Source organism: Vibrio sp. 2134-1, from assembly GCF_033339495.1.
On the sequence record NZ_JAWOUS010000304.1, the window covers coordinates 1 to 786 of the forward strand.

General features: G+C 45.7%; 1 protein-coding gene. It reads left to right on the top strand.

Annotated features, from left to right (window positions below):
* On the top strand, positions 1 to 786 hold a 786-nt coding region (locus R7R78_RS25625; protein ID WP_225474555.1), incomplete at both ends, for an MJ1255/VC2487 family glycosyltransferase.

Sequence of the window (786 nt, forward strand, 5' to 3'; positions counted from 1 at the left end):
CAGGTCGACTTTCTTTTTTCTGGGCGAGCACCGGAGAAATACTTTTCAATGGAAGCGTTTGGCGATTATCAGACTCGTCGCGGTTTTACGTTTGTGACGGAAAAAGGCTCGGTCAATTACGCCAAAACGGCCTTGAACAACAATTTGATTCATTTTTTCAAAGAAGTGAACCAACTTAATCTGGCGCCTTATGATTTAATCATCAATGACTTTGAACCCGTCACTGCTTGGGCAGCTCGTCAACAAAATAAGCCGTGTATCGGTATCAGTCACCAAAATGCGTTTCGCTATCCAGTGCCTCTGAAGGGGGCGAGCTGGCTGGATAAATCAGTACTTGAGTATTTTGCTCCATCTCAACATCAGCTTGGATTGCACTGGTATCACTTTGACCAGCCGTTGCTACCGCCCATCGTTCACACTTTGGATAACCAAGCGGATAACGATGATTTCGTGTTGGTGTATTTACCGTTTGAGTCGATTGAGGACATCTGCGACTTGTTGTTCCACTTTAATCAGCAGACGTTTATTTGTTATCACCCCGACGTGATAGAAGTAGAGAAAGTGGAGAACATAGAATTGCGTCCGCTGTGCCACGCCAACTTTCAGCACCATCTACATCGTTGCTGTGGGGTCATCGCCAATGGCGGTTTTGAACTGCCTTCAGAAGCACTTTCTCTTGGCAAAAAACTGCTAATGAAACCACTGGCAGGACAATTTGAACAGCAGAGCAACGTAGCCACGCTTGAAGATCTTGGGTTAGCCACTGCAATGGACAGTTTAGACATT